Origin of the sequence: Kineosporia sp. NBRC 101677, assembly GCF_030269265.1 — a bacterium.
Classification (GTDB): Bacteria; Actinomycetota; Actinomycetes; order Actinomycetales; family Kineosporiaceae; genus Kineosporia; species Kineosporia rhizophila.
On the sequence record NZ_BSTA01000012.1, the window covers coordinates 59,925 to 82,739 of the forward strand.

The 22,815-nt window shown below is 70.6% G+C and carries 12 protein-coding genes; all 12 read left to right on the forward strand.

Annotation, left to right across the window (positions count from 1 at the left end; genetic code table 11):
- Nucleotides 1–79: 79 nt before the first annotated feature.
- The 12 genes from QSK18_RS28840 to QSK18_RS28895 all read left to right on the forward strand — a co-directional run bounded on the left by QSK18_RS28840 (nt 80) and on the right by QSK18_RS28895 (nt 22,796).
- Complete coding sequence (locus QSK18_RS28840) at nt 80–280, forward strand: MbtH family protein (protein WP_232812253.1); 201 nt, start codon at nt 80–82, stop codon at nt 278–280.
- 41 nt (nt 281–321) lie between these two features.
- Entirely contained in the window at nt 322–11,289 is a 10,968-nt protein-coding gene (locus QSK18_RS28845) for a non-ribosomal peptide synthetase (RefSeq protein WP_285625563.1), read from the forward strand.
- A 13-nt stretch (nt 11,290–11,302) separates the two neighbouring features.
- A complete protein-coding gene (locus tag QSK18_RS28850; RefSeq protein ID WP_285625566.1) occupies nt 11,303–14,098 on the forward strand; it encodes a non-ribosomal peptide synthetase in 2,796 nt (931 codons plus the stop codon).
- Entirely contained in the window at nt 14,095–14,913 is an 819-nt protein-coding gene (locus QSK18_RS28855) for an ApeI family dehydratase (protein WP_285625573.1), read from the forward strand. The genes QSK18_RS28850 and QSK18_RS28855 overlap by 4 nt, the downstream gene beginning before the upstream one ends.
- A complete protein-coding gene (locus tag QSK18_RS28860) occupies nt 14,910–15,644 on the forward strand; it encodes a thioesterase II family protein (protein ID WP_285625576.1) in 735 nt (244 codons plus the stop codon). Before QSK18_RS28855 ends, QSK18_RS28860 begins: the two co-directional genes overlap by 4 nt.
- 39 nt (nt 15,645–15,683) lie before the next feature.
- A complete protein-coding gene (locus QSK18_RS28865; RefSeq protein ID WP_232812248.1) occupies nt 15,684–16,088 on the forward strand; it encodes a hypothetical protein in 405 nt (134 codons plus the stop codon).
- 67 nt (nt 16,089–16,155) lie between these two features.
- Nucleotides 16,156–16,860, forward strand: a complete 705-nt coding sequence (locus QSK18_RS28870) for a VOC family protein (protein ID WP_285625581.1) — start codon at nt 16,156–16,158, stop codon at nt 16,858–16,860.
- 186 nt (nt 16,861–17,046) lie between these two features.
- Complete coding sequence (locus QSK18_RS28875) at nt 17,047–18,651, forward strand: DHA2 family efflux MFS transporter permease subunit (RefSeq protein WP_232812246.1); 1,605 nt, start codon at nt 17,047–17,049, stop codon at nt 18,649–18,651.
- A 162-nt stretch (nt 18,652–18,813) separates the two neighbouring features.
- A complete protein-coding gene (locus QSK18_RS28880; protein WP_232812245.1) occupies nt 18,814–19,857 on the forward strand; it encodes a methyltransferase in 1,044 nt (347 codons plus the stop codon).
- Nucleotides 19,858–19,865: 8 nt separating this feature from the next.
- The gene (locus QSK18_RS28885) at nt 19,866–20,549 is read left to right on the forward strand and encodes an antibiotic biosynthesis monooxygenase family protein (protein WP_285625587.1); all 684 of its coding nucleotides are present in this window, start codon (nt 19,866–19,868) and stop codon (nt 20,547–20,549) included.
- Entirely contained in the window at nt 20,546–22,072 is a 1,527-nt protein-coding gene (locus tag QSK18_RS28890) for an FAD-binding oxidoreductase (RefSeq protein ID WP_285625590.1), read from the forward strand. Before QSK18_RS28885 ends, QSK18_RS28890 begins: the two co-directional genes overlap by 4 nt.
- Nucleotides 22,073–22,076: 4 nt before the next feature.
- Nucleotides 22,077–22,796 (forward strand): class I SAM-dependent methyltransferase, encoded by a 720-nt coding sequence (locus QSK18_RS28895; RefSeq protein ID WP_232812242.1) that lies wholly within the window; start codon nt 22,077–22,079, stop codon nt 22,794–22,796.
- The last annotated feature ends 19 nt before the right edge of the window (nt 22,797–22,815 follow it).

Below are 22,815 nucleotides of genomic sequence, written 5' to 3' on the forward strand. Positions count from 1 at the left end.
GGATCTCGATATAGGTCAGATATAGCCGCGCCGCCGAAGGTGATCTCGTCAAGGCATCCGAATGCGAGGAGTCCCAGAGATGAGCGACGAGCGCGCCTACCAGGTGGTCCTGAACGACGAGGAGCAGTACTCGGTCTGGCCGGCCGGGCGGGAACTGCCCGACGGCTGGCACGCCGAGGGCACCGAGGGCCCCAAGGAGCAGTGCCTGGCCCGGATCACCGAGGTCTGGACCGACATGCGCCCGCGCAGCCTGCGCGAGCGGATGGCCGCGCAGGCCTGACCTTTCACCAGACACGACGGCAACGGCCGGAGGCGGGGGACATGAGCACGGACGAGATGGAAGCGATCGACTCGGGGGCGGCCCTGAGGACGGCCCGGCAGGAGTTGCTGCGCCGGCGGCTCGGAGGGCTGAGCGTCGAGCGGGACGAGATCGTCCGGGCCGACCGCAGCGCCCCCCTGCCGTTGTCGGCCGGGCAGCAGCAGATGTGGTTCCTCAGCCGCCTCGAGCCCGAGAGCTGGGAGTACGTGGTACCTCTGGCGGTGCGGCTGAACGGCCCGCTCGACGCCCGGCGGATGCGCCGGGCCCTGAGCGGCATCGTCGCCCGCCACGAGGTGCTGCGCACCCGCTACGTGCTCGAGGGCACCGCGCCGGTCCAGGTCGTCGACCCGCCCGCCGACCTGGACCTGCCCGTCGACGACGTGAGCGACCTGGACCCGCAGCGCCGCGAGGAGGCCGCCGAGGGGATCGCCCGGCGTGAACCCGGGCAGCCGTTCGACCTGGAGCAGCAGTGGCCGGTGCGGGCCCGCCTGATCCGGATCAGCGCCGTGGAGCACATCCTGGTCGTGGTGTTCCACCACATCGCCTGCGACGCCTGGTCGGTGCGGCAGTTCGCCCAGGAACTGGGCGTGCTCTACGGCGGCGGCGCGCTGCCCCCGCTGCCCGTGCAGTACGCCGATCACGCCGCCCAGGAACGGGCCTTCCTCACCGGGCCCGGCCTGGAACGCCAGATGTCCTACTGGCGCGGCGAACTCGACGGGATCCCGACCCTGGCCCTGCCCACCGACCGGCCCCGCCCGGCGGTACGCAGCAGCGAGGGCGACGCCGTGCGGTTCGACCTCGGCGCCGGGCTCTCGCAGCAGGTCGCCGACCTCGGCCGCCGCTACGACGCCACCTCGTTCATGGTCATGCTCACCGCCTTCCAGGTGCTGCTGTCCCGCTACACCGGCAGTCAGGACATCCCGGTCGGCACCGTGATGTCCGGCCGGGGCCGGCCCGAGCTGCAGTCGCTGATCGGCTACGCCATCAACACCCTGGTGATGCGGGCCCGCTGGCAGGGCGAGGCCGGTTTCGGGGAGCTGCTCACCCGCTCCCGCACCACCGTGCTGGGCGCCTTCGACCACCAGGGCGTGCCGTTCGCCCGGCTGGTCGACGAGATCCAGCCGGCCCGGGACCTGTCCCGCAGCCCGCTGTTCCAGGTCGCCTTCACCATGCACGAGTCCCGCCAGGACGCCTTCAGCCTGCCCGGCCTGGACGCGGAGGCCCTCGAGAACACCTCACGGGTCTCCCGTTTCGACCTCACCCTGCAGATCACCCAGGACGCCGACGGCGGGCTCAGCGGCTCGTTGGAGTACGTCAGCGCCCTGTTCGACCGGGCCACCGTCAGGCGGATGTCCCGCCATCTGCTCCGGCTGCTGGAACAGGCCTGCGCCACCCCCCTCGCCCCCGTGTCCGAGCTGCAGCTGCTGGACCACGACGAGCTGGCCCTGGTCACCCCCGCCCCCCGAACCGCAGCCTCACCGACGTCCACAATCACCGAGGTTTTCGAGCGCCAGGTGGCCCTGACGCCCGACGCGATCGCCGTGGTCTGCGGCGAGCAGGAACTGACCTACGCCGAACTGAACGCCCGCGCCAACCGCCTCGCCCACCTGCTGCGCGAGCGCGGTGTGAGCGTGGAGGCGCCGGTCGGTCTCTGCCTGGAGCACGGCCCGGACCTGCTGCCCGCGCTGCTGGGCATCATGAAGGCGGGCGCCGCCTACCTGCCGCTCGACCCGGCCCACCCGGCCGACCGGATCGCCTACATGGTCTCCGACTCCGGCACCGGCCTGGTCGTCACCACCGAGAAGCACCGTGAGCTGTTCGGGAACGACCAGCTGATCGTGCTGGACCGCGACCAGCACCGGCTGGCCGCCCAGCCGGACACCGACCCGGAGCCGGTGCACGAGCCGGAGAACCTGATCTACGTCATCTACACCTCCGGCTCCACCGGACGGCCCAAGGGCGTCACCCTGACCCACGCCAACCTGCACCGGTTGTTCACCACCGCCCAGCGGCACTACGACTTCGGCCCGGCCGACGTCTGGGCGCTGTCGCACTCCTACGCGTTCGACTTCTCGGCCTGGGAGCTGTGGGGCTCCCTGGCCACCGGCGGGCGCCTGCTGGTGGTCTCCCACGAGGAACGCCGTTCCCCGGAAGAGTTCCTCGACCTCATGGTGCGCCACCGGGTCACCGTGCTGAACCAGACCCCCTCCGCCTTCCGCGGCCTGGTCGACCTCGCCGCCACCGGCGACCCCCGCATCGACGACCTCGACGTGCGCGTCGTCATCTTCGGCGGCGAGAAGCTGGTCATGCCCGACCTGGCCCCCTGGGTGGCCCGGCGCGACCTGCAGCGCACCGAGCTGGTCAACATGTACGGCATCACCGAGACCACGGTGCACACCACCTATCACCGGGTCACCGCCGCGGACCTGGTGCCCGGGGCCGGCAACCAGGTCGGCCACCCGCTCGACGACACTGCCGTGTACCTGCTCGACGAGGCCGGGCAGCCGGTGCCGATCGGCGTGACCGGCGAGATCCACGTCGGCGGGCCCAGCGTCGCCCGCGGCTACCTGGGGCGCCCCGACCTCACCGCCCAGCGTTTCGTGCCCGACCCGTTCGGCCCCCGCGGCGGGCGCCTGTACCGCTCGGGCGACCTGGCCCGCCGTTGCCCCGACGGCAGCCTGGAGTTCCTGGGCCGCGCCGACGATCAGGTGAAGGTACGCGGCTTCCGGATCGAGCTCGGCGAGATCCGTACCGTACTGCTCACCCACCCCACCGTGCGCGACGCCGTGGTGCTGGTGCGCGAAGACACCCCTGGCGAGCGCCGCATCGTGGCCTACGTCGTGCCCGAGGGCGGCGCGGTGCCCAATCCCGTCGACCTACGCACACTGCTGGGCCGCCATCTGCCCGACTACATGATCCCCAGCGCGTTCGTGCCGTTCGGCCGGATTCCGCTGACCAACAACGGAAAGGTCGACAAGGCGGCGCTGCCCGCCCCCGGCCGCGCAGCGCTGGCCTCCGGGCAGGAATACGTGGCCCCGCGTACGCCCGCCGAGGAGCAGATCGCCCAGGCGTGGGCCCAGGTGCTGACCGTAGACCGGATCGGCGTCGACGACGGGTTCTTCGAGCTCGGGGGAGACTCCATCGCCGCCGTAGCCCTGGTCGGCGCCCTCCGGCAGAGCGGCCTGGACATCAGCGTGCGCGACGTCTTCGAGCACAGGACGATCGCCCGGCTGGCTGCTCAGGTCGGCACCCAGTCGGCGGCCGATCTGGCCGTCGCGCCCTTCGCCCTGGTCTCCGAGCAGGACCGGGCTCTGCTGCCGGAGGGGCTGAGCGACGCCTACCCGCTGGCCCAGGTCCAGCTGGGCATGGTGGTCGAGATGCTCGCCGACACCAGCCGTCGGGTCTACCACAACTCCACCTGCTTCCGGATCATCGACGACCAGCCGTTCTCCGGCGAGGCCTTCCGCACCGCGGTCGAGCAGGTCCTGGATCGGCACGAGATCCTGCGTACCGCCTTCGATCTGGACCGCTACTCGGTGCCCATGCAGCTCGTGCACGCCCAGGTCGAGGCGCAGGTCGGCTGGCAGACCCTGCCCGCGCAGGAGCAGGACGAGCGGGAGCGCACGCTGCGGGCGTTCATGGCCCACGAGCGTTCGGTGCTGTTCGACCTGGCCCGGCCCGGCCTGGTGCGGTTCTTCGCGCACGCGACCCCTGGCGAGAACGGCTGGTGGATGACTCTCACCGAGTGCCACGCCGTGCTGGAGGGCTGGAGCCACCACTCGCTGCTGATGGAACTGGTCTCGGTCTACCGTCAGGTGCGCGACGGCCGGCCGGTCACTGCCCCCGAGCCCGCCGCCGTGCGTTACGCCGACTTCGTGGCCGCCGAGATGGAGGCGCTGCAGGGAGACGAGGACCGGGCCTACTGGCAGAGCGTCGTGGAGGAGCACGAACGGCTCACGCTGCCCGACGTCTGGGGTCAGGCACCCGACGCCACCGGGGTCAACCGCACCTGGGTGCCCTACCGCGACCTGGAGCCGCAGCTGCGGCGGCTGGCCACCGAGACCGGGGTCTCGCTCAAGACCGTCATGCTCTCGACGCACCTTTCGGTGCTGAGCAGAATCACGGACGTCGGTGCCTTCCATTCGGGGCTGGTCACCAATGCGCGTCCCGAGGCCCAGGGGGCCGAGCGGGTCGCGGGCGTGTACCTGAACCCGCTGCCGTTCCCGTTCCGGGCCCGCGCCGCCGGCACCTGGGGCGAGGTGCTGCGCCAGGTGTTCGCCACCGAACTGGACCTGTGGCCGCACCGGCGCTTCCCGATGGGCGCCATGCAGCGTGAGTTCAACGGCGGCCGGCGTCTGCTCGACGTGCGCTTCAGCTACCAGGACTTCCGCCAGGTCGACGCCGACGTGATCGACTACGCCGCCACGATCGACGACAGCCCCACCGAGTTCCCCCTCGGCGTCTCCACCCGTGCCGGGTTCCTGGTGCTCACCGCGCAGAACCGGTACATCGCCCCCGAGCGGCTTTCCGCCCTGGGCCGGATGTACCGGCAGGTGCTCGAAGCCATGGTGACGGACGGGCCCGACGGCCTGGTCGCGCCGGTCGCTGTACCCCCGGAGGCTGCTCGTTGGGGTGTGGGCGAACCGTCTCTGAGCGGAGCCGGGGTCAGCGTTCCGGTGGCCGTGGAAGGGACGGCAACACGCCGCCCGACCGCCGCAGCGATCTGGTGCAACGGCAAACGCGTCGACTTCGGGGACCTGAACGCCCAGGCCGATCGTCTGGCGGGGTACCTGGCCAGTGTCGGCGTGGGCCGGGGTTCGGTGGTGGGGGTGCTGCTGGAGCGTGGTCCCGACCTGATCGCCGCACTGCTGGGGGTCTGGAAGGCCGGGGCCGCGTTCGTGCCGCTCGACGAGGCCTTCCCCGCCGACCGGGTGGCCCACATGCTCGACGCAGCCGGGGCCGAGGTGGCGCTCACGCAGCCGTCCCTGGCCGACCGGTTCACCTCACCGGGCCTACGGGTCATCACTGCCGCCAATGCGAACGGCTTCCAGAGTCCCCGGATCAGTGTGGATCTGGACGACCTCGCGTACGTCATCTTCACGTCCGGATCGACCGGCCGCCCCAAGGGCGTGGCGGTCTCGCACCGCGGCCTGGCCAATCACGTCGCCTGGGCCGCCTCGGAGCTGGCCCTGCGCGGCACCGGCGGCTCGGCGCTGTTCTCCTCGGTGGCGTTCGACCTGGTGGTGCCCAACGTGTGGGCCGCCCTGAGCACCGGGCAACCGGTGCACATCGTGCCCGGCTCGGTCGACCTGGCCGAGCTCGGCCCCGCCCTGGTGCGCTCGCTGCGGGCCGCCGGATCGCCCGGTTTCAGCTTCCTCAAGCTCACGCCCGGCCACCTGGAAGTGCTCGGCCGTCAGCTCACCGACGGCGTACTGGCCTCGCTGGCCGGCGTGATCGTGGTTGCGGGAGAGGCCCTTCCGGGCGCCCTGGCCGAACGTTGGCGCGGCCTGCTGGGCGACGGCCGCCTGATCAACGAGTACGGCCCCACCGAGGCCTCGGTCGGCACCTGCATCCTGCCGGTGGCCGGAGCCCAGGGGGAGGGGGTGGTGCCGATCGGGCGTCCGCTGCCCGGCATGCGGATGTACGTGCTGAACAACGACCTTCAAACAGTGGACGTCGGTGTGCCGGGTGAGTTGTATGTCGGCGGCACCGGGGTGGCCCGGGGATACATCGGCCGTTCCAGCCTCACCGCCGAGCGTTTCCTGCCCGATCCGTTCGCGGGCGCCGGCGCTCGCATGTACCGCACCGGCGACCGGGTGCGCTGGATCGAGGTGGACGGATCACCGGTGGTCGACTTCCTCGGCCGCGTGGACGACCAGGTGAAGATCCGTGGCTACCGGATCGAGCTGGGTGAGGTGGCCGCGGTGGTGCAGCAGTGCGCGGGCGAGGCCGTAGCGGTTGTCGACGGAACCGGACCCGACGCTCGTCTCGTGTGCTACTTCACCGGCGCCGACTCGTCCACTGTTGATGCTTTCTGCCGGGACCGCCTGCCCGAGTACATGGTGCCGTCGGTGTTCGTGCGGCTGGACGAGATGCCGCTGAACCGCAACGGCAAGGTCGACCGGAAGGCCCTGCCGCCGGTCGAGACCGGTTCTGAGGTGCGGGTTCTGATCGAACCAGCCACCGAACAGGAAGCGCTGATCGCGGGCATCTGGGGCCAGGTGCTCGAAACCGACCAGGTGAGCGTGGAGGACAACTTCTTCGCCGTGGGCGGGCACTCGATCCGGGCCATCGCCCTGGTCGGTGCGCTCCGGGCCGCGGGCCTGCCGGCGCAGGTGAAGGACATCTTCGAACTGCGCACCGTCCGCGCTCTGGCCGCTGCTCTGAGTCCCAGTGCGCAGAGCGCCGAAAGTAGCTGCGTATCTGCCTTCTCGTTGATCGGCGAGGAAGACCGGGCGCTGCTGCCCAGTGGTCTGACCGATGCCTACCCGCTGGCCCAGGTGCAGCTGGGCATGCTGGTCGAGATGCTCGCCGACGACAGCCGCAACCGCTATCACAACACCGCCTCCTTCCGGGTGCGTGACGGCCGGCCGTTCCAGGCCGAGGCGCTGCAGCAGGCCGCGGCGGCGGTGCTCGAACGGCACGAGATGCTGCGTACCTCGTTCGATCTGGACCGGTACTCGGTGCCCATGCAACTGGTCCACACCACCGCCACCATGCCGGTGCAGGTGCGGGACCTGCGCGGGCTCTCCCCGCAGGATCTCGCTACGGACCTGCAGGAGTTCACGGCAGCCGAGCGGGGCACGCTCTTCGACCTGCAGCAGGCGCCGCTGATGCGGATCACTGCTCACGTCGAGAGCGACGAGGCCTGGTGGATGTCGGTCAGCGTGTGCCACCCGATCACCGAGGGCTGGAGCCACCGGGCGCTTCTGGTCGAGCTGGTCGAGGGCTACCTGCATGCCCGCGCCGGGGAACTTGCGCCCGCACTGGAACTTCCGCAGGTGCGCTACGCGGACTTCGTCGCTGCCGAGCTGGAGTCGCTGGACAGCCCTGAGGAGCGCGAGTTCTGGCAGGACACCATCACTGAGCACGAACAGTTCGAGCTGCCGCAAGGCTGGGGCGACGTGCCCGGAACCCATGTGGTGCGGGTGCCTTTGGACGATCTTCGGCCCCGACTGCAGGAACTGGCCGGTCGGGCCGACGCCTCACTGAAGAGCGTGCTGCTGTCGGCGCACCTGGCCGTGCTCGGGCGCCTGACCGACCTGGAGGCCTTCCACACCGGGCTGGTGTGCAGTGGCCGGCCCGAGGTTCTGGGCTCGGAGAAGGTCTACGGCATGTACCTGAACACGCTGCCGTTCCCGCACCGTCGGCAGTCCGGCAGCTGGGGTGAGCTGATCCGGCAGACCTTCGACACCGAGGCCGCGATCTGGCCGCACCGACGGTTCCCGATGCCGGAGATCCAGCGAATGGCCGGCGAAGGGCGTCTGCTCGACGCCCGGTTCAGCTATCTGGACCTGGACCGGTCTGCCTCTGACAACTCTGACGACTCGGACGTTGTAGACGCTGAGTCCGGACTGGGGGAGGGAGCAACCGAATTCGGGTTGGCCATCGCGGCCAGAGGTAGTGAGATCCTGCTGACGGTCGACACCAGCCGGCTCTCGCGCACCTCGGCCGAACGTCTCGGCGCGGCCTACCGGGCCGCCCTGCAGAACCTTGCCGAGGAAGGGCTCTCGGCGCCGGTGCGGGTGCCCGGCCTGCAGGTGAATATCGAGGTGGGTCTGGGTGTCTCGCCGCTGCCCAGCGCAGCGGTGAGTGTGCCGACGGCGGTATCGGCCGTGGCTGCCCGCATGCCGGGCCTGGCCGCCGTCCGGTGCAACGGTGAAAGCATCGGCTTCGGGGAACTGGAGGTGCGGGCCAACCGGATCGCCAACCACCTTTCGAGCCTGGGCTGCGGGCGTGGTTCGGTGGTCGGGGTGCTGCTGGAACGCGGCCCCTCGCTGATCGCCGGTCTGCTCGGGGTCTGGAAGACCGGCGCCGCGTTCGTCCCTCTCGACAGCACGTTCCCGGCCGACCGGGTGCAGTACATGCTCGCCGCGGCCGATGCCTCGGTCGTCCTCACGCAAGACTCCCTGGCCGATCGGTTCGCCTCGTCCGAGCAGCGGATCGTCGTGCTCGACGGTGCCGACCAGCTCGCGGTCGAGTCGGCTGCACCGGAGTTCGTTCCGGCTGAGATCGACCTGGACGAGTTGGCCTACGTCATCTTCACTTCCGGATCGACCGGCCGGCCGAAGGGGGTCGCGGTGCCGCATCGTGGCCTGGCCAACCATGTGGCCTGGGCCGCAGCGGAACTGGCGTCCCAGGGCAGTGGTGGCTCGGCGCTGTTTTCCTCGGTGGCCTTCGACCTGGTGGTGCCGAACCTGTGGGCGCCCCTGGTCTCTGGGCAGCCCGTGCACGTGGTGCCCGAATCGGTCGACCCCTCCGAACTCGGCCGGACTCTGACCGGTGGCGCCTACAGCTTCCTGAAACTGACGCCCGGTCACCTGGAGGTCCTGGGCCGGCAGCTGCCGGACAACGAGCTGGCTTCCCTGGCGGGCGTGATTGTCGTTGCCGGTGAGGCGCTTCCGGGTGCCCTGGCGGAACGTTGGCGAGGCCTGCTGGGCGAAGGCCGCCTGATCAACGAATACGGACCCACCGAAACCTCCGTGGGTACCTGCGTTCTACCGGTTGTCGGGGTTCAGGAGTCGGGGGTCGTGCCGATCGGACGACCGCTGCCCGGCATGCGGATGTACGTGCTGGACAGCGACCTTCAAACAGTGGACGTCGGTGTGCCGGGTGAGTTGTATGTCGGCGGCACCGGGGTGGCCCGGGGATACATCGGCCGTTCCAGCCTGACGGCGGAGCGTTTCCTGCCCGATCCGTTCGCGGGCGGCGGTGCCCGGATGTACCGTACTGGCGACCGGGTGCGCTGGGTCGAGAAGACCCCGGTCGCGGCCGATCCCTCCGGTTCGGACTCACCTCTGGTGGTCGACTTCCTGGGGCGCGTGGACGACCAGGTGAAGGTCCGTGGCTACCGGATCGAGCTGGGTGAGGTGGCCGCGGTGGTGCGGCAGTGCGCGGGCGAGGCCGTGGTGGTCGTCGACGGAACTGGACCCGACGCTCGTCTCGTGTGCTACTTCACTGGTGGCGACTCGTCCAGTGTTGGTGCTTTCTGCCGGGACCGCCTGCCGGAGTACATGGTGCCGTCGGTGTTCGTGCGGCTGGACGAGATGCCGCTGAACCGCAACGGCAAGGTGGACCGGAAGGCCCTGCCGCCCATTGAGATCGACGCCTCGGAGCAGGTTGTGGTCGAGCCGGCCACCGAGCTGGAGGCGCTGATCGCACGGATCTGGTGCGAGGTGCTCGAGGTCGATCAGGTGAGTGTGGAGGACAACTTCTTCGCCGTGGGTGGGCATTCCATCCGGGCCATCGCCCTGGTCGGCGCCCTGCGGGCAGCCGGGTGCGAGGTCCAGGTCAAGGATGTGTTCCAGTACCGCACCGTTCGGGCTCTGGCTGCGGTGGTCGGTTCTTCCGAGGCAGTGGCCGAGGTTGCGGTGCAGCCGTTCTCGATGATCAGCGCGGCTGACCGCACCCGGTTGCCGCAGGATGCCACTGATGCCTATCCGCTGGCCCAGGTGCAGCTCGGCATGCTCGTCGAGATGCTGGGGGACGACCGGCAGCGCCGCTACATCAACGCCTCCACCTTCGTTATCCGGGACGGCCGGCCGCTGCAGATCGAGGCGCTGCAACGCGCCGCCGAAACTGTTGTTGCCCGGCACGAGATGCTGCGCACCTCGATTCATCTGGACGAGTACGCCGAGCCCCTGCAGGTCGTGCACGAACGGGCCGACGTCAGGGTGAAGGTGGCCGATGTGCGAGGCCGGGACGAGGAGGAGGCGGTACGGGAATGGCTGAGCACCGAGCGCTCCACGCCGTTCGACCTCAGCGCACCGCCGCTGTTGCGCATCGGGGCGCTGATCACTGATGGCGACTCCTGGCGGCTCGCCTTCACCCACTGCCACGCCATCACCGAGGGCTGGAGCCAGCACAACCTGCTCATGGAGGTGCTCGAGCTGTACCGGGCCTGCAGTGACGGGCAACCGGAACCGGTCTGGGAACCGCCAGTCTCGCGGTATGCCGAGTTCATTGCGGCGGAACGCGAATCTCTGAATGGCGATGGTGATCGGGCGTTCTGGCGGGATCTGGTGGATCGCCACCGCAGCTTCGTGCTTCCGGAGGGCTGGGGCGAACCGGCCGGCACTCCGCGGGAGCAGTTCAAGCTGCGCGTCGGGTTCGCCGACCTGGAACCGGCCCTGCGCGAACTGGCCCGCGTCGAGCAGGTCTCGTTCAAGAGTGTGCTGCTGTCGGCCCACCTGAAGGTGCTGAGCCAGCTGACCGGCGCGGAGGCGTTCCACGCCGGGCTGGTCAGCAGTGGCCGGCCCGAGAGTGCCGGGGCCGAGCGGGTCTACGGCATGTTCCTGAACACCCTGCCCTTCCCGTACGACCGCTCGGCCACCACCTGGCGTGAGCTGGTTCGCAGGACCTTCGACACCGAGGCTGCGATCTGGGGCCACCGGCGCTTCCCGATGCCGGAGATCCAGAGGATGGCCGGGGACGCCCAGTTGCTGAACGTCATGTTCAACTACACCGACTTCGGGCAGGTCGACGGCGAGCAGGTCGACGTGCGCGGGGGCGCCTCCGACAGCGCCAACGAGTTCCTGATGTCGGTGAACACGCAGCCCGGCCAGCTCACGGTGCGGCTGGTCAACCACGCCGTGGCGCGGGCCGGGGCCGAGCAGATCGCCGCGATGTACCGCACCGTGCTGGAGGCCATGGCCACCGACCCGGACGGACCGGCCCAGCCGGCCCTGGTCTCCGAGGCCGAACGCGACCGGCTGCTGCACGAATGGAACGACACGGACGTCGAGTGGTGAGGGGGGCTTCACAATGACTACTCTGACGACGGATTCGGCCCTGGTACGGGTCAAGGCGCCGATCGACAGCCTGGCGGCCTGTTTCACCGAGCAGGCTCTGCGGACTCCGCACGCTGAGGCGGTGGTGGTGGGCGGGCGCCGCATCACGTACGCCGAGCTCGACCGCCTGTCCGGCTCGGTCGCCCGCGGGCTGGCCGCGGCCGGGGCCGGGCCCGACCAGGTGGTGGCGGTGATGCTGGAACGGTCCGAGCAGGCCCTTGCCGGGATGCTGGGGGTCTGGCGGGCCGGGGCGGCCTACCTGCCGGTCGATCCCGCTCTGCCACCCGAGCGCATCGGGTACATGCTGGCCACGGCCGGGGTCCGGGTGGTGCTCACCGCCTCGGGGCTCACCGCGAACCTGCCTGCCGGCTTCGCTGGGCACACTGTGCTGACCGACCGTCTGACCGGTCCTCCGGCCCAGGCCGGGCCCGGCCGGGACGACCGGGATCTGCTGGCCTACGTGCTCTTCACCTCCGGCTCCACCGGGCGGCCGAAGGGCGTGCAGATCAGCCGGCGCGCTCTGATCAACCTCCTGTTCTCGATGCGGGCCCGGCTCGGTTCTGGGCCGGGGCACGTCTGGCTGGCCGCCACCTCGTTCTCGTTCGACATCTCGATGGCCGAGCTCTGGCTGCCGCTGATCACCGGCGGCAGGGTGGTGCTGGCCACCGACCAGCAGGTGCACGACCCCCTCGCCCTGTGCGAACTGGTCCAGGGCGAGGGGGTGACCCACCTGCAGGCCACCCCCTCGGGCTGGAGACTGCTGCTGGCCGCCGGTTTCGGGCAGCGAGACATCACGGCGATCACCACCGGCGAGGCCTGCCCGCCGAGTCTGGCGGCCGAGCTGAGCCGGCGGGTGCCGGTGCTGTACAACCTGTACGGGCCCACCGAGACCACGGTCTGGTCCACCGGCTGGCTCATTCCAGAAGGCGGCGCCGGGGGAGTGGCGATCGGGCGTCCGCTGCACAACACCCGCGCCTACGTTCTCGGTGACGGCCTCGAGCCGGTCGCCCCTGGGGTGGTCGGCGAGCTGTACCTGGCCGGGGACGGAGTGGCTCGCGGCTATGCGGACCGCCCCGACCTGACCGCGGAACGGTTCGTGCCCGAGCCCTTCGGGCGTCCGGGGGCCCGGATGTACCGCACCGGCGACCTGGCCCGGATGCGGCCCGACGGTGAGCTGGAGTGCCTGGGCCGGGTGGATCACCAGGTCAAGCTGCGCGGCCACCGGATCGAGCTCGGTGAGATCGAGGAGTGTCTGCGCAGGCACCCGGACCTGGCCGGCGGCGATGCCGCGGTGGTGCTGCGGGAGGACTCTGAAGGTGACAAGGGCCTCGTCGCCTACGCCACCGGCGGTGACGCGGTCGGCCTGCGGGAGTACCTGGGCCAGGAACTGCCTGCATACATGGTCCCGGCCGCGGTGGTGGTGCTGCCCGAGCTGCCCCTGCTGGCCTCGGGCAAGGTCGACCGGCAGGCCCTGCCCGCCCCTTCGAGTGACAGCTACCGGGACGGGGACGAGTACGTCGAGCCGCGGACCGACACCGAGCGGCTGATCGTGCGGATCTGCGCGGAGACCCTGGGCCGGGACCGGATCAGCGTGCGGGACCGGTTCTCCCGCCTGGGCATCGACTCGCTGCGCATCGTCAGCCTGCTCGGGGCCGCCCGCCGGGCCGGGCTCACCGTGCAGCTGAAGACGCTGCTGATGTCCGAGACCGTCGAGCAGCTCGCGGCGAGCATCGACCAGGCTGCGCGGTCGGCCCGCTCGGTGGTCGCGCTGGGCCTGCGTCAGGCGCTCGAGGACAACGACGTCCCCGGCGCCAGTGTGGCGGTGATCCACAACGGTGAGATCAGCGAGGTGACGACCAGTGGTCTCCTCACGCCGGGCGGGGCCGCCGTCACCGAGCAGACCCGCTTCCACGTCGCCTCGATCAGCAAGCACGTCAGCGCCTGCCTGGCGTTGCGCCTGGTCGACCGGGGCCTGCTCAACCTCGACCAGGACGTGAACATCCACCTGCGCCGCTGGCGGATCCCCGGCGGGTACGGCCCGGTGACCATGCGGCACCTGCTGGCCAACCGCTCGGGCCTGTCCCCGACGCCGGCCACCTGGTACTCGCCCACCCAGGACCTGCCCTCGCTGGTCGCCGTCCTGCAGGGCACCGCGCCGGGGCAGGAGGGGCCGATCCGCCGGGACGCGGCGCCGGAGAGCACGTTCCAGAAGAGTGGATCGCACTGGGCCGTCCTTCAGCTTCTCCTGGAGGACCGCACCGGCACCCCCTTCGCCGAACTCGCCGACGAGTTCGTGTTCGCCCCGCTGGGCCTCACCGGCAGTACGTTCCGGCACGACTTCGACGACCAGGAAAGCGCCCTGGGCCACGATGCCGTGGGCCGGCCGATCACGGAAGGCTGGCGCACCCGGCCCACGGTGGCCGCGAACGGTCTCTGGACCACCGCCGCCGACCTGGCCCGCATCGCAGTCGACCTGCGGCACGCCTATCGGGGTGAACCGGCCACCCTGCTCTCACCCGGGGCGGCCCGGCAGATGCTCACCCTGCAGCACCCGGGCAGCTTCTACGGCCTGGGCACGGTGCTCGACACCAGCGGCGAGGACCCCGAGTTCGGTCACGCCGGTGAGGTGGTGGGCTTCCGGGCGATCAGCATGACCCGGATCGCCTCCGGCACCGGTTTCGTCTGCCTGACCAACTCCGACGGCGGCAAGGCCGTCCTCACCAGCACAGCCGACCTGATCAGCCGCACCGGCCCCCGGAGTATCCGATGACCACTGACACCACCACCCCGGTAGGCATCACCGTGAAGGTGACCGCACCCGTCCATCATTCGGTGTTGAAAGGCCACTACCCCGACTTCCCGCTCGTGCCGGGCGCCTACCTGGTCGACGTGGTCCGGCGGGCCTTCCCGGACGCCGAACTGGTCGAGGTCGAGCAGTGCCGGTTCGTCGGCCCGACCTTCCCCGGTGAGGAGATCGTCGCCAAGATCACCGTCGAGCCCGGCGGAAGTCTATGCACCGCAATGGTCACGGCCGCCGGTCGCCCATCGGCCCAGATCCGCTTCCGCACCCAGGCCGCCCACCATCCGGGACCGCTCCCGGTGCGTCCTCCGGCCGCAGAGCTGCCGGTTGTGCTGGACCGGGAGGCGATCGCCGGCATCATTCCGCACCGCCCTCCCATCCTCTTGGTCGACCAGGTCAGCGAACTCGTGCCGGGCAAGCGGGCTGTGGCCCACCACACCGTGTCGGCCGAACCGGTCTGGCTGGAACCGGTGGGCGATGTGCTGCCTCAGGCCATGCTGCTGGAGTCCTGGGCCCAGGCGGCCCTCGTCCTCCTGCTCGCCGAACGCCCCCACCCGCACGTGAGCGTCGGCGGGGTTCCGGTGGCGGGCACCGCCGAACGGGTCACGTTCGGCCCGCCCGTGCAGCTGGGCTCCCGGATCGACCACGAGATCGTCTTCGTGCGGAACCTCGGCGGCATGAGCATCGTGCGTGGGGGCAGTCGGGTGAACGGCGTGCCCGTGCTCGAGATCGGCCGCATGGTGGCCACTCTCGCACCGATCGAGCAGCTTCTGGCAACGTCGTGACCACAACCACGACGGCCTCCTGGGTGCGGCGGTGGCCGGCCCGGGGCGTGCGCGCCCGTCGCTTCGTCTGCTTCCCACCCGCAGGCGCGGGTGCGGGCTTCTACCGTGACTGGGCCGCGGCGCTACCCGCAGACTGCGAACTCTGGGCCGTGCAGTACCCCGGCCGGGAAGACCGTTTCGGCGAGCCGCTCGTACCCGATCTGCAGCGTCTGGCCGACCAGACAGCCGAAGTGCCGGGCCTTCTCGACGGGACACCGCTGTGGCTGTTCGGGCACAGCATGGGTGCTCTCGTGGCCTATGAGGTCGCCCGCCGCCTGGAGACCTCGACAACCCTGCAACGGCTCGTCGTCTCGGGCCGGATCGCCCGGCGCCACCATCGTCCCGGTGTGCTGCACCAGCTCGACGACAAGGCCTTCGCAGCGGAAGTGCTTCAGCTGGGCGGTGTTCCGGAGGCCCTGCTGGCCGACCCGGACATGCGCGCCCTGATCCTGCCGATCATGCGTTCCGACTACCAGGCCGTCGAAACCTATGCGGCCCTGCCCCATCCGCCGTTGTGCACCCCGGTCCTGGCCCTGTCCGGAACCGACGACCAGCATGCCCCGCCGCCGCTGATGGAGCACTGGGCCGATGTCACCGCCGGGCCCTTCCGGCTGGGCGTGCATCCGGGCGGGCACTTCTTCCTGGTGCCCCGGCTATCGGAGGTAGTGAGGGACGTGCTCGCGCCGATGTGACAGGATTTCTGCGTCGGGGAGTGTCGAAGGAGGCCAGGGATGGCGCGGTCTGTGGTCGTTCTGCTGGCGGTGGCCGGACTGGCGGCCTGCGCAACGTCGACGTCTGAGAACGCTGGTTGTGCCCGCCCCGGCCTGCTGGTGTCGATTCGCGAGGCCGTCCCCGGCGATTCCCTTGAGGTGCAGGGGGAGTCGTTCCTCAGCGAGTGCGGTGACACGATCGCCAACGGCAGGGCGGCGGAGTCGAAGGGGATGACCCGGCCGATCAGGCTCTTCCTGGTTCAAGGGGAGACCCGGATCGACGTGGGTGAGGCCCAGGCGGACATCGAGACCGGCGCCTTCGCCACCACGGTCACTTTGCCACCGGGGGCTGTGCCCGGCCCGGCCACGCTCGAGACCAGTGTCAAGGACTCCGGGGCGGCGGAGATCGACATTCTCGCTCGGTGAGAAGGCCCGCCGGTGCGAGTCCCGGCAAAGGGGGTCGTACTGGGGCGGCTGAGCATAGGGTTGCCGCATGTCGGGCGAATCGATTCGTGGGCGTCTTGAGGCGGTCGTTCTCGATGCGGCCGACATCGAGGCCCTGGCCGGGTTCTACGCCTCGCTGACCGGCTGGACGATCGCCGAGTCCGACGCCGGCTGGGTCACCCTGCGCACCCGGGAGGGGTTCGAGGTCGGGCTGCAGGCGGCACCTGACCACGTGCCGGGGCCACCGTCCCAGTTTCGGCTGGATCTGCTGGTCAGCGATCCGGCAGCAACCGCTCAGCAGGCCGAGCGGCTGGGGGCGACACGGCTGGAGCAGACATTCGGCCACATCACCCTGGCTGACCCGGCCGGGCACCCGTTCGGCCTGTGCTGCTGTTCGGGCGTCGGCGAGGCGGCCGGTCTGGAGGCGGTCGTGGTCGCCGCCCCCGACGCGGCCGCACTGGCCGCGTTCTACGGGCGACTGCTGGGTGTCGAGGTGGCCTCCGGCGAGCCCGTGCTGAGCCCGGACCGCAGCTTCGTGGTGAAGTTCCGGCAGGTCGAGGGCTACACCGCCCCGCAGTGGCCCGATCCGGCGCACCCGCAGCAGGCCCATCTCGACATCGCGGTGGACGACCTGGACGCCGGTGAGGCGCACGCGCTGCAGGCCGGGGCCACAAGGGTGCCGGGCGATCAGCTCACGTTCCGGGTGTTCCGCGACCCGGCCGGGCACCCCTTCTGCCTGACCGACGCCGGCTGATCCTCCCCTGAACAGCCCCTCTCGAAGGCGTAGTAGCGGACAGGACCTGTCACGCCGCGGTGGGAATCTCGGCTCGAGGCGCAGATCCGGCCAGCCCGGACCGCCCAGCCCGTCTCCACTACCGAGAGAGGCCACCTCATGTCGGCCGATGCACCGAACCCCGTGCAGGCGTCCAGAAGTGACTGGATGGGCCTGCTGGCGATCTCACTGGGGGTCTCCCTCGTGGTCGTCGACTTCACCATCGTCAACGTGATCATCCCGCCGATCGTGGAAGACCTGGACATCTCCTCGCTCGACGCGCAGTGGATCCAGGAGTCCTACGCCATCGCCCTGGCGGCCCTGCTGCTGGTGATGGGGCGCCTTTCCGACATCTGGGGGGCCCGTCGGCTCTTCCTGCTCGGCACCCTCCTGTTCGGGGTGGCCAGCATCGCCGCGGCCCTGGCCCCCAACGGTGACGTGCTGATCGCCGCGCGCCTGGTGCAGGGCATCGGCGGGTCGATCGTCATGCCCACCTCGCTGGCCCTGCTGAACTACACCTTCCAGGGGCCGGACCGCGGAAAGGCCTTCGCCATCTGGGGTTCCACCATCGGCGCGGCCGCCGCGGTGGGCCCGCTGCTGGGCGGCTGGCTGGGCGAGATCTCCTGGCGCTGGGCCTTCGGCATCAACATCGTGGTGATCGCGATGATCGTGGCCGGCGTGATGAAGTACCTGACCGAGGCCCACACCCAGCGGGCCGCCCTCGACGTGCTCGGGGCCGTGCTGTCGGTGGTCGGCCTGGGGCTGCTGGCCTTCGGCCTGATCGAGGGCCGCAACTACGGCTGGTGGGAGTCGACCCGGGAGTCCGGGCCGCTGGGCATCTCGTTCGGCGACCTGTCGGTGATCCCGGTCGCGCTGGCCGTCTCGGCGGTGGCCCTGGTCCTGTTCCTGCTGCACCAGGCCCGGCTGACCCGGACCCGCTCGCCCGAGCCGCTGATGGACACCCAGCTGTTCTCGATCCGGTCGTTCAGCACCGGCAACCTGGCCACCCTGATCATCGGCCTGGCCGAGTTCGGGATCCTGGCCGTGCTGCCGCTGTGGCTGCAGTTCACCCTGGGCTACTCCACCCTGCAGACCGGCCTGATGATCGCCGTGGTGGCGATCGGCAGCTTCTTCGCCAGCGGCGCCAGCTTCGGGATGGCCGAGAAGACCTCCCCGGTGCGCCTGGTCCAGATCGGCCTCGTCCTGGAGGCCCTGGGCCTGCTGGTCTTCGCGGTCCTGGCCCGCAGCGACTCCAGCTGGTGGATCATCGCGATCGGCCTGTTCCTGTACGGCACCGGCGTCGGCTTCGCCACCGCCCAGGTCACCAACGTGGTCCTGGTCGACGTCCCGCCGCGCAAGGCCGGTCAGGGCTCGGGCATCCAGAGCGCCTCCCGCCAGCTCGGCTCCGCCCTCGGTATCGCGGTGCTGACCACCACGTTCTTCAGCGTCCTGGCTTCCAGCACGGTGGATCGGCTGAAGGACTCCGGAGCCCCCGCGGGCGCGGCCGAAGAGCTCGGCAAGGCCGTCGGCGACAGCGCCGGTGCGGCCATCCCGGCTCTGGCCGCCGACCCGAACACGGCGTCGGCCGCCGATGCCGCCCGTGAGGCCATGACCTACGGCGTGCAGATCAACGGCTACACCTGCGCCGCCCTGCTGTTCCTGGGGCTGCTGGCCACCTTCCTGATCCCCAAGACCGCAGCTGCCCGGCCCAGCGCCGAGGCCGACCCGGCCGAGGCGGGTGCCGGCCGTGAGGCCGGTACGCCCACGGCATAGCACCCGCGGGGCTGTGGGCCGGCCGCGCCCGCCCACAGTCCCGCCCCGAAGATCCCACCTCCCTCCCACAGGCATACCTGTCGGCCTGTTCGCCGAGGCGACGACCATCTCAGTGGAACCACGTTCGTCGCCCTCGGTTCCGCGTACCCCCGAAGGGACATCATGAAGATTTCGGACGACGCAAGGACCCTGCCGGCCCGACCTCCGGTGAGCGTGCAGATCCTCGACCTGCTGATGGGGAGCTGGCGTGCGGGGGTCGTCAGCACCTTCGCCGAACTCGGGGTCGCCGACGCGTTCCGGGCCGGGAGCCTGACCCCCACCCAGCTGGCCTTCCGGCTGGGTCTGGAGCGGGACATCAGTGACCGCTTCTGCCGGGCCGCCCGCGCGGTGGGCCTGATCGCCGAGGCCCCGCACGGCACCCTGGAACTGACCGAGCTCGGAGAGGCCCTGGCCACCGAGTCGGCCCACTCGATGCGCAACTTCGCGCGCTGGTCCGGCTCCAGCGCCGACCGGGCCACCTGGGCCCATCTGCCCACCGCGGTGCGCACCGGCCGGTCGCCGTTCGCGGCCGTCCACGGCACCGGGGTCTGGGACTTCTTCGACACCCACCCCGACACCGGCGCGGTGTTCAACGCGGCCATGACCGAACTCTCGCGCCACGTCATCCGCCCGGTGGTGCAGGGCATCGACTTCAGCCGCTACAAGTCGGTCACCGACATCGGCGGCGGACGCGGGGCCCTGCTCTCGTCCGTCCTGCGCGAGTTCCCCCACCTGAACGGCGTCCTGGTCGACCAGCCGGACGTCCTGGCCCGGGCCCCCCAGGTGCTCCAGGACGCCGGGGTCGCCGAACGGGTCACCCTGGCCCCGGGCTCGTTCTTCGACGAACTGCCCAGCGGCAGCGACATCTTCCTGATCTCGAACGTCCTGCACGACTGGGACGACTCGCGCACCCGGGCCATCCTGCGCAACATCGCCACCGCCATGCGCCCGGGCGACGACCTGGCCGTCATCGAGGCCGTGGTCGGGGTCGACGCGCAGTTCGACGAGGCGATCGGCCTGATGGACATGGACATGCTGGTGCTCTGCGACGGCAAGCAGCGCTCGCTGGAGGACTTCCGCGTCCTGCTCGCCGAACTCGGCATCGAGGTGACCGGTCTGAGCCGGGCCGGCCTGCAGTCCATCGTCCACGGCACCAAGCGCCCCTAGGAGGACCCATGCCCCTCATCACCCCCGACAACGGCTCGCTGACCGTCTTCAACCTGTTCAACACCACCGACCTGCAGAAGCAGGCCACCCTGCTGGAGGCGATGCGCGGCATCATCTCCAACGCCAACTACGACGGCTGGCGCTCCTCCACCCTGCACGGCGGGATCGCGAAACCCTGCGCCGCCAACTACATCCAGTGGCGTTCGCTGGCCGACCTGCGCGAGCGCTACGAGGGCGAGAACTTCAAGCACAACACGGTGCCGTACTTCACCGACCTGACCACCTCGGTGCACCTGCTGAAGACCGAGGTGGTCACCGTGCAGAGCTGCGCGGACGCCCCGGTGCTGATCGATCCCGACCGGGACGACTTCACCGTGATCGTGCTGATGGGCTGCGACGGCGCCGACCAGGCCGAACTGGTGGACCTGATGACCAAGCCGGACGAGTGGATGCGCACGCAGCCCGGCTACCGCTCGCACAGCATCCTGCGCGGTCTGGACGGCGACATCGTGGTCAACTACGCCCAGTGGGACAGCCAGGCCGACTACGAGCGGTTCCACGACCAGCCCGAGCAGCAGCGCCCCCGGCACGACCGGGACATGCGGGCCCGGGCCCGGTCGCTGCTGACCTCCTACGAGTCGAACACCTACGAGGTGGTGTTCTCCCGCTCGCTCGAGGAGGCGACCCCGTGAGCGCCGGGGTGGCGCCCGGGATCCGGCTCCAGGAACAGGTCCGGCCCGGTGACCCCCGGTTCGCCGAGCTGTCGCACTCGGACAACCAGCGTTTCGAGGTGCTTCCGGACGCCTTCGTCCTGCCGCGCACCGCGGCCGAGGTGGTGACCGCGATGCAGGAGGCGGTGACGCAGGGGTGGGAGATCTCCTGCCGCTCCGGTGGCCACTGCGGTCAGGACTTCGTCGGTACGCCCCGGCGGAACCTGGTGCTGGACCTGCACCGGCTGAACGACATCCGGCTCACCGCCGACGGTCACGGGGTGCGGGTGGAGGCCGGCGCCACCGTGGGCCAGGTCCAGAAGGAGCTGTTCCGGGAGTGGGGCGTGACCCTGCCGCTGGGTGCCTGCTCGGCGGTCGGCATGGGCGGTCTGGTGGCCGGTGGCGGCTACGGCCCCCTGTCGCGGCAACTGGGCCTGGTGGCCGACCATCTCGCCGCGGTCGAGGTCGCGGTGGTCGACGGCGACCGTCAGGTGCGCCTGATCACCGCCCGGGCCAATGACGACGGCGAGCTGGGCGACCTGTTCTGGGCCCACACCGGCGGCGGGGGCGGCAATTTCGGTGTGGTCACCGCCTACGAGTTCCGTAGCCCCGAGCACCTCGTCGAGCCGGGCGCCGGCGTGCGCCTGCCGCGGGCGGCCGGCGGCCTGCACGTGCAGAAGATCATCTACCCGTGGCCGATGATCGACGAGGCCGCCTTCACCGAGCTGATCGGGCGCTTCTTCGCCTGGCACGAACGCCATCAGGAGCCCGGCACCGCCGAGGCCTCGGTGTTCGCCACGTTCTTCCTGCACCACAACACCACGCCGTACCTGCAGCTGATGGTCCAGTCGGACGCCGACATCGACCAGGACGGCTCGGCCCTGGCCGATTTCGTGGCCGGCCTGACCGCCGGCACCCGGGTCATGGGCATCCCCCGGGGTGGGCGGATGACGTTCCTGACCGGCACGCGCTACATGAGCCAGGCCGACTGCGGCGACGTGATGGGGGCCCGCTCGGCCTCCAAGTCGGCCTATCACCGGGCCGCCCCGGGCGCCGGGCAACTGGCCGTGCTCTACCGGCACCTGACCACCCCGCACGCCGGTCCGGCCTCGTACGTGATGCTCAACAGCTACGGCGGTGAGATCAACCGGCGCGAGCGCACCGCCACCGCCTCGGTGCAGCGCGACTCGATCGCGAAGTCGTCGTGGTTCACCGCCTGGCTGGACCAGGGCCAGGACGAGCTGCAGCTGGGCTGGCTCCGGGGGCTGTACGAGGAGTTCTTCGCCGAGACCGGCGGGGTCCCGCTGAGCAACGCCTCGACTGACGGCTGCTACATCAACTACCCCGACGCGGACGTGCTCGATCCCATGCACAACCGCTCCGGTCAGGCCTGGAGCGATCTGTACTACCAGGAGAACTACGGACGCCTGCAGCGCACCAAGCGCACCTGGGACCCGCACGGCGTCTTCCACCACCGCATGTCCATCGACCCCGCAGAGGTGTGATCGCGTGACCTCCACCGAACGAATCCCTTTCGAGAAGCTGTACGGCGACGGCCAGAAGAGCGGCCCGCTGATGCCCTGGAACATCGGTGGGCCCCAGCCGGCGGTGCGGGCCCTGGCCGACCGCGACGCGCTGGGCGGGCACGTGCTGGACATCGGCTGCGGGCTCGGCGACAACGCCCTGTACCTGGCGTCCAAGGGACTGCAGGTGACCGGCGTCGACATCTCGCCGGTGGCGATCGAGTGCGCCCAGGAGAAGGCCGAGAAGGTCGGCCTGGACGTGCGGTTCGTGGCGGCGGACGCGTTCGGTCTGGCCGAGGCCGGCGTGCGCTACGACACCGTGCTGGACAGCGCGTTCTTCCACACCCTGCCCCGCACCGAGATCCCGGCCTACCTGGCGCTCCTGGACGCGATCACGCAGGAGCGGGCCCAGCTGCACCTGTTCACCTTCGCCACCGAGCTCACCCCCGACTTCCCGGGGCCGCGCCGCAGCTCGGCCGTGGAGCTGCGGACCGACTTCGAGGCCACCTGGAAGATCCACTCGATCTCCTCGGCGCGTTACTCCAGTTCGCTGCCGGCCGCCGCGGTGGCGCAGATGGTCGACCCGCGCACCTTCGAGCTGGACGCGCCGACGCAGAACCTGACCGGCGTCAGCGTGGACGAGAACGGCTGCGTGGTCTCGTCGATCTGGCACCTGCACGCCGAGCGCCTCGCCCGACCGGCCTGACCACCCGCCCCCAGGATCT

What these genes read in the sequence shown, in the direction of transcription:
- QSK18_RS28840 (WP_232812253.1), top strand. Translation starts at nt 80, where the DNA reads ATGAGCGACGAGCGCGCCTACCAGGTGGTCCTGAACGACGAGGAGCAG.
- QSK18_RS28845 (WP_285625563.1), top strand. Translation starts at nt 322, where the DNA reads ATGAGCACGGACGAGATGGAAGCGATCGACTCGGGGGCGGCCCTGAGG.
- QSK18_RS28850 (WP_285625566.1), top strand. Translation starts at nt 11,303, where the DNA reads ATGACTACTCTGACGACGGATTCGGCCCTGGTACGGGTCAAGGCGCCG.
- QSK18_RS28855 (WP_285625573.1), top strand. Translation starts at nt 14,095, where the DNA reads ATGACCACTGACACCACCACCCCGGTAGGCATCACCGTGAAGGTGACC.
- QSK18_RS28865 (WP_232812248.1), top strand. Translation starts at nt 15,684, where the DNA reads ATGGCGCGGTCTGTGGTCGTTCTGCTGGCGGTGGCCGGACTGGCGGCC.
- QSK18_RS28870 (WP_285625581.1), top strand. Translation starts at nt 16,156, where the DNA reads ATGTCGGGCGAATCGATTCGTGGGCGTCTTGAGGCGGTCGTTCTCGAT.
- QSK18_RS28875 (WP_232812246.1), top strand. Translation starts at nt 17,047, where the DNA reads ATGGGCCTGCTGGCGATCTCACTGGGGGTCTCCCTCGTGGTCGTCGAC.
- QSK18_RS28880 (WP_232812245.1), top strand. Translation starts at nt 18,814, where the DNA reads ATGAAGATTTCGGACGACGCAAGGACCCTGCCGGCCCGACCTCCGGTG.
- QSK18_RS28885 (WP_285625587.1), top strand. Translation starts at nt 19,866, where the DNA reads ATGCCCCTCATCACCCCCGACAACGGCTCGCTGACCGTCTTCAACCTG.